This is a genomic window from Marinobacter sp. OP 3.4, assembly GCF_036224885.1.
Taxonomy (GTDB): domain Bacteria; phylum Pseudomonadota; class Gammaproteobacteria; order Pseudomonadales; family Oleiphilaceae; genus Marinobacter.
Genome location: NZ_JAVVLT010000052.1, coordinates 1 through 6,529, shown reverse-complemented (window position 1 = coordinate 6,529; position 6,529 = coordinate 1). Strand labels below are relative to the sequence as shown.

Genomic DNA, 6,529 nt, shown 5'->3' with positions numbered 1-6,529 from the left:
GAAGCTGATTGACGCCATTCCCCGTAACCCGGTGGGCAAGATCCTGAAGAAGGAATTGCGGACCCTGTAAAACAAAGAGCCGGGCGTTACCGCCCGGCTCTTTGTGCTAAACGCTACCAGTTCGCTTCTGTTAGCTCTGGGGGAAAACTTCATAGAGCTCTCTCAGGTTTCGCTTGAGGATTTTGCCACTCGGGTTACGCGGTAAGGCATCGGCGACAACCACTCGCTTGGGAACCTTGAAGCTTGCCAGTCGCGCCTTGCAATGATTGACGACCATCTCTTGGTCGATGGTCGAACCGTCCCGGGGAACAACGATTGCAGTAACAGCTTCAACCCAAACAGGGTCGCTTACAGCAATAACGGCTACCTCTGAAACCTGGTCCATCTGGAAGATGGTTTCTTCTACCTCTCTGCTTGAAACGTTCTCGCCTCCGGTCTTGATCATGTCTTTCTTGCGGTCGACGATCGTCAGATAGCCTTCCTCGTCGAAGAATCCTAAATCTCCACTATGAAACCAGCCGCCCTTGAACGCCTCCCTGGTGCGCTCTTCATCATTGAAGTAACCACTCATAAGCTGGGGTGACCGATGTACAATTTCCCCAACGGTTCCGGTTGGTACCTCCTGCTCAGCGTCATCCACAACACGAGTTTCAACATTGAACACAGGCTTACCTGCTGATCCGGCTTTCCGTATCTGGTCCTCCGGCCCGAGAATAGTCGCCGTGGGAGCAATTTCGGTCTGGCCATACAGGTTCCATAAGCGGACCTCTGGCAGGCGCTCTTGAAGTTCCTGCAGAACAGCGACTGGCATAATTGCAGCACCGTAATAACCCTTGCGTAATCTGGATAACTTTTCGCTGTCAAACATTGGAGAGCGGAGCAGTGATATCCAGACTGTGGGTGGAGAGAAAAACGAGGTGACCTGGTACTTTTCAAGCGCTGGGAGAATGACCTCCGGAGAGGGAGTGGCGGTGATGACGTTCGTGACACCTGCGTAAACGCAGGTCCCGAAAAAGGTGTCGAGTTGCGCGCAGTGAAACAGCGGCAATGCGTGCAGCATTATGTCTGACGACTCGAATCCAGCGGCCATGACGCAGCTCATATGCTGGGTCACGACGGCTTCATGTGTAAGCATGGCACCCTTTGGAAGGGATTCGGTGCCACTGGTATAGACAATTTGTGCCAGCATGTCCCCGGATACACCGGGGCGCTGTTGGTTGGAGTCGGCTCCCTCAGTAAGGAGATCGTCGAACGACGTCATACCTGGAAGGGGGGCTGAGCCTGCTTCATCCGGAATCCAGAGAAATTGGTCAACATTGGTATCCTGATTGGCAGCCTCCCTGGCCATGTTTGCCATCGAAGTGTCCGTACATAGGATCCTGGCCTTTGAGTGGGCAAGGATGTAGGCCATCTCTTTGGCATTCAACATGAAATTGACCGGCACCAGAACCGCGCCAATGCGGGCAAGTGCAAAGCGCATTGCGACGAAACCATGGGAGTTTCTAGCCAGGATGGCGACCTTGTCTCCACATTGCACGCCGCGCCGGATCAAAGCGTTGGCGAGACGGTCGCAAATGTCATCAAATTCGCGATAGCTCCAGTTTACCTGACCGCAAATAACGGCTGTCTTGTCAGGGTTCCTCCTGGCTGTACGTCGTAACATGCCGGAAATAGTCTGTTCGCGGGCTGCAGCAATGGTTTGCTCCAGAGCATTTGTTGTCATTATTTGCTCCTAGGTCCATCAGGGCACCGCCAGATTGGTTGTGACGGGCATTGATGCTTTGTTGATGTATTCGCGTTTGATGGTTATAGTTACTGAAACATTTAACATATAAGAGCATGGCGTTCGAGGTCAAGCCGGCCGAATGACTTGCACCAGCATAGGAAGGTTTCCTTGAACTCAACAAAGTTCACCACAGCGTGTTACATCCTTTCTTTTGTGGCGTATCACAGCGAGAAGCAGCACTCCTCACGGACCATTGCAAAGTGGGTGAATGTTAATCCTTCAAGGGTTCGCCAACTCATCTCACGCCTGGTCCAGGCGGACTTGCTGACATCAACCAGGGGTGGGAAAGGGGGCGTCACAATGGCCCGCGCACCGTCCACTGTTTCTTTGCTGGATGTATTCGAGGCAGTTGCGGAGCCAAACGTTGAGCTTTTCTCGATAGATAATCCGTTTTCAGACTGGAAAGACCGGTGCTATGTGCATGACGTACTGAGCGGCCTTCGGAATGAGATGGACAGGGATTTCCGAAATCGTCTTGCCTCAATCAAGGTGTCCTCCCTTTATAGTGCTGACAAGGCTCTGGACAAACAGGGTCTGGCCGATGCGATGGATCCAGCCCGTATGAAAGCCTGACTCCATGATCTTCCCGACAGTCGCTGCGTGCCTTACACAGAAGGGTCCCATTAATTTCACAATAAAAATGAGGGTTCGAAATAATGAGTAGTACACAATCTGCTTTTTCGGTTACTGATTCGTCAGCCGGTGAGGAATACAATCTGTTTCTGAATTCGGTTCGAAAAATCCTCCAGCAGGAAGTGGCGCCCTTTTATGAGGACTGGGAGGAAGCCCACCAGGTTCCCAGGGAACTTTGGAACAAACTGGGAGAGGCCGGCCTGCTTGGCGTGGACCTTCCCGAGGAATATGGCGGCTCTGATGCAGGGCCAGATATCTGCCTGATGATCGTTGAGGAAATGTCACGGCAGGGCTTCGGGGGCCTGACCGGTGGCTACAACATCCATTCAAATATTGTCATTCCCTACATTGAGCGGCTGGGCACCGACGCACAAAAGCAACACTGGCTGCCGCGGATGGCAAGTGGCGAGGTGTTGGGCGCTATTGCAATGACGGAACCGGGTGCCGGCAGTGACCTGGCGGGTATGCGCACCTCCGCCCAGAAAGTGAATGGGGGCTGGAAGATCAACGGAGCCAAGGTGTTCATTACCAATGGCATCCTGGCAGACATGGTTATCGTCTGTGCCAAGACCGATCCGGGCGCCGGAGCTCGTGGTGTGTCGCTGTTCCTGGTCGACACCACCCTGCCGGGTTTTGCCCGTGGCAAGTCGATCCGCAAGATTGGCCAGCATGCCAGCGATACCGCTGAGCTTTTCTTCGATGACCTGATCGTTCCTGACGATGCCCTGTTGGGTGAGGCGGGTAAAGGGTTTGGTTACCTGATGCAGGAATTGCCCCGCGAGCGTCTGGGCGTCGCAGCCCAGGCCCTGGGAGCCATCGAGGGTGCGCTAAAACTGACTCTGGACTACGTACAGGATCGCCGGGCATTTGGCCAGCGCATCGCGGATTTCCAGAATACCCGGTTTACCCTTGCCCAGGTGCGGGCGGACCTTGATATGGGGCGCGGGTATTACAACCAGTGCCTGCAACGCTACCTGGCGGGTGAAATGACAGCGGTGGATGCGGCTGTCATCAAGCTGCAGCTAACGGAGATGCAGTGCAGCTGTATTGATCGCTGTATGCAGCTGTTTGGCGGTTACGGTTATACCCTCGAATATCCTATCTCCCGGTTTTATGTGGATTCCCGGGTGCAGACAGTCTATGCCGGTACCTCTGAAATTATGAAGGAGGTTATTGCTCGAGATATGCTAGGACGGGCACATTAGGGGAGGCAGGTTCCGGCAGGGTGTGTTTCCCTGCCCATGAGGGCAGGGAAACAGTGCTCAGGCGCCGTGGTTGTTAACATCCACTTTAGACCAGACTTCCTTCCAGAAAAGCTCCGTCAGTTCCTCGCTGCTTTCAACGCTTTTAACGAGTGGCAGCCACCGATTGAGCGTTTCCGAGAATTCCTTGACGACCCGGGCAGCATCTTCCACTCCATATTTTTCTTCATAGGCCGAGGCAATCTGTTCGGCATCCCTGCGAGTAAACTCGGCTGTCGCCGTAATCAGGTCCTGGTCGGGCTGATGTACTTGAATCTCAGGGTCCGACTCCACAGAAGCCATGTTTTCCTCATGGCTAAGCATGTAAGACCAGCTTATATCGGCGGCAAACAGCGCAGACCCGCGCATCACGTGGGTGCGCTGCTTTTCCGTCAGGCTACTCCAGGTATCGCTATTAATATTGTTGACCGCCAAACCTGCGAACAGGCCACCGGGCACGTTTACTGTGATATCGGTTACGACTTCCATCAGGTTGATCAGGGTGAGTTCTGGAGTGGACATCATAGAGCAGTCCAGAACTCCCTGGCTCATTGCCTCGTAAACCTCGTTCTGGGGAATGGACACCGGTGAGGCATCAAGGTCCTCCGCCCAGCGCGCCCATTGGGCGCCCCCTGCACGCAGGCGCTTTCCTGCAACGTCTGCCAATGAGGTTACGGGAGTGTTGCATAGCAGGTAGTAAGGTGTGGTTGCCCCTGCACCGGTAAAGACCTGTCCCTGTTGTGCGAACTCCTGCATACATTCCGGACAATCAAGCATCAGGTACTCTGAGAGAGCGCCAGCATAGGCAAGCCCCATGCGCTTTGAGTCTATGGATTCCCCAAGCTGCACCACCATGGAAAGTTCGGCGAGCATGCTATTGAGCGGATATTGGGCAGGAAAGTAAGGAAACAGAAGTGTTCCACTGTCTGCCATGCCATCTCGGATGCCATCAGACATTTCCGCCCAGTTTAACAGTGACAAGGCATACACCTTGGCGCTGACATCGCCCCCTGAGATCTCTTCCATCGCTTCGGCGTAGGTTGTCGTTGATTCTGCCCCCATGGAACCCGGTGCATAGCCGGTGGCATGACGAAGCTGTACTGCTTGAGTGTTGGTTGAGGCTAAAGTAACACCCACAGCGAGTGCAGACAGGAGTGAGATCGTTTTGTTTTTGTTCAGTTTCATAATGAATCTCCTAGACTAGGGTTATTGTTATCGTAACCAATACCAAAGTATAGAGGGTGTCGGAAATTCGTCAATGAGTCTCTCACATAGGAAGCAATTTCCACATTTGTCTCCGTCTAACTTGTCGATTCCCTGCCTGAGCGGAGTCTGACATGCCCCTCCCCGTCAGGTAACTAATCAGTGCTGCGCTTTCTATCTGATGGAGCCGGTTAAGGGGTTTGCACTAGTGAACGGGCTGACGGAATTCCTTGCTCTGATGCCGGCACCACATGGGCCTTTAGATACTGGAGGGTGTGGGTGTCTCACGCCCTGAGTACAGGAGTCCCTTTCCCACCCTTTCAAAAGCGATTGTAGCTGGGGTAATTCGCCGCTCATGAAAGTTTGTAATTCCTCGGCGGCGACCTGAATTGAAATAATGTTCGTTCCACGATGAATTTTTATCGGTTGTTCGTACTGCCCTGGCCGGCGAGTTCCAATGCCTTCTGCATGGCGCTTTCCAGTTCCGGAAGCCGGTGAGCTGCTTCGCTGACAGCCTCGATGTCCGGCTTCTCTGCTCGGCTTGTTTCACCCAGGGCGCTCCAGGCCTCAGCGCTTCGGTGGCAGGCGTTGGCGGCGGCTGCAAAGGCCTGGTCGCCGGTTGCCTGAGCCACATCGAGGCAGAAGCTGGCTTCCAGCCTACGGAACAAACCGCCTCCTGTGCCGGCCTTTTCCACGAATACCGGGATGCTTCTGACGGCAGTGGTCAGTTCATCCGGGGGCAGGTGGTGGGGCCAGGTGATAACGTCGTCGGCGAACGCCCTGACGCCCTCCACACCAGACCCTATCACGCTGCCCTCCGGCAAGGTAGATGCATCGAACAGCAGGGCATCCTCACCGCCCAGTACACGCGCAGCCGATGCTGCCGCCTCTCGGGCGCAGGTCAGCAGGTCGGGCAACCTGGCTGGGAAACGCATCGGGTAGGTGGCGAACCGGTTGGGGCCAGGGAAGCCATGGGAGCCGTGCGCCCGCCGGAAGGCGTCCATGGGGACTTCCTGTACCTCTTCCCGGTCGTTGTCAATGATGAATACCATGTTCCTGTCGTCGTCATAGCCGATGATGACGACGTCATGGCGGGTATTGGAAAGTCTGACCCGCAAGTAGGGCAGTTCGGCGATATCGCACCAGACCATGACTGGATGGCCTTCATCTATTTCGTTTCTTATCCAACGCCAGGCCTCATCCGGGTTGTCTGTTTGCTGTCGGCGGGTTTCAATGCCCAGTCGCTGGCAGAAATCCAGCTCCATATCGGCGTTGCGGCCCACCAGGTACAGAGGCGGTGTCAGGCCGGGATAACGGGTATACATGAAGGACAGACCACCTCCCAGGCCGAATACCAGCCCCTCACCCGGTAACCCGTCACCGGGCAGGTTGTCCCACCCGAGCCCGGCCCAGTGCACCAAGTCCCTCAGGGCGCCCGAGCCACAGTGACCGCCGAGTTGATGAGGATAGGGGTCAATAATAATCCGACTCATTTCTGTGTACTCCACTGCTGTCGCCCGGTATGTTAACGGGTCCGTTTGTATTGGTGGAGCTTCACCTTAGCCGGCAAGATTTTGCCAAGCATCGTCCGAATCGACGATGCTTGGGTTCATTGTGCGCCAGGCATGGCGCGTAGCGCCTTGACGGCGCTGTTCCGGTGCAGGTG

The 6,529-nt window shown here is 55.0% G+C and carries 5 protein-coding genes; 2 read left to right on the top strand and 3 right to left on the bottom strand.

Going from position 1 to position 6,529, the window contains the following annotated elements:
* Nucleotides 1–130: 130 nt before the first annotated feature.
* The gene (locus RO069_RS09470; RefSeq protein WP_328187022.1) at nucleotides 131–1,723 is read right to left on the bottom strand and encodes an acyl-CoA synthetase; all 1,593 of its coding nucleotides are present in this window, start codon (nucleotides 1,721–1,723) and stop codon (nucleotides 131–133) included.
* A 171-nt stretch (nucleotides 1,724–1,894) separates the two neighbouring features.
* Here RO069_RS09470 and RO069_RS09465 point away from each other — a divergent pair, with 171 nt between their 5' ends.
* Complete coding sequence (locus RO069_RS09465; RefSeq protein ID WP_091855212.1) at nucleotides 1,895–2,359, top strand: RrF2 family transcriptional regulator; 465 nt, start codon at nucleotides 1,895–1,897, stop codon at nucleotides 2,357–2,359.
* Between the two features lie 83 nt (nucleotides 2,360–2,442).
* Nucleotides 2,443–3,624, top strand: coding sequence for an acyl-CoA dehydrogenase family protein (locus RO069_RS09460; protein ID WP_091855213.1), 1,182 nt, complete (start codon nucleotides 2,443–2,445; stop codon nucleotides 3,622–3,624).
* A gap of 57 nt (nucleotides 3,625–3,681) precedes the next feature.
* Here RO069_RS09460 and RO069_RS09455 read toward each other — a convergent pair whose 3' ends face one another.
* Both RO069_RS09455 and RO069_RS09450 read right to left on the bottom strand, forming a co-directional pair.
* Complete coding sequence (locus tag RO069_RS09455) at nucleotides 3,682–4,845, bottom strand: C4-dicarboxylate TRAP transporter substrate-binding protein (protein ID WP_328187020.1); 1,164 nt, start codon at nucleotides 4,843–4,845, stop codon at nucleotides 3,682–3,684.
* Nucleotides 4,846–5,282: 437 nt separating this feature from the next.
* The gene (locus tag RO069_RS09450) at nucleotides 5,283–6,356 is read right to left on the bottom strand and encodes a BtrH N-terminal domain-containing protein (protein ID WP_091855297.1); all 1,074 of its coding nucleotides are present in this window, start codon (nucleotides 6,354–6,356) and stop codon (nucleotides 5,283–5,285) included.
* Between the last annotated feature and the right edge of the window lie 173 nt (nucleotides 6,357–6,529).

Coding starts and splice junctions, on each gene's coding strand:
- RO069_RS09470 (WP_328187022.1), bottom strand. CDS start 1,723: ATGACAACAAATGCTCTGGAGCAAACCATTGCTGCAGCCCGCGAACAG.
- RO069_RS09455 (WP_328187020.1), bottom strand. CDS start 4,845: ATGAAACTGAACAAAAACAAAACGATCTCACTCCTGTCTGCACTCGCT.
- RO069_RS09450 (WP_091855297.1), bottom strand. CDS start 6,356: ATGAGTCGGATTATTATTGACCCCTATCCTCATCAACTCGGCGGTCAC.
- RO069_RS09460 (WP_091855213.1), top strand. CDS start 2,443: ATGAGTAGTACACAATCTGCTTTTTCGGTTACTGATTCGTCAGCCGGT.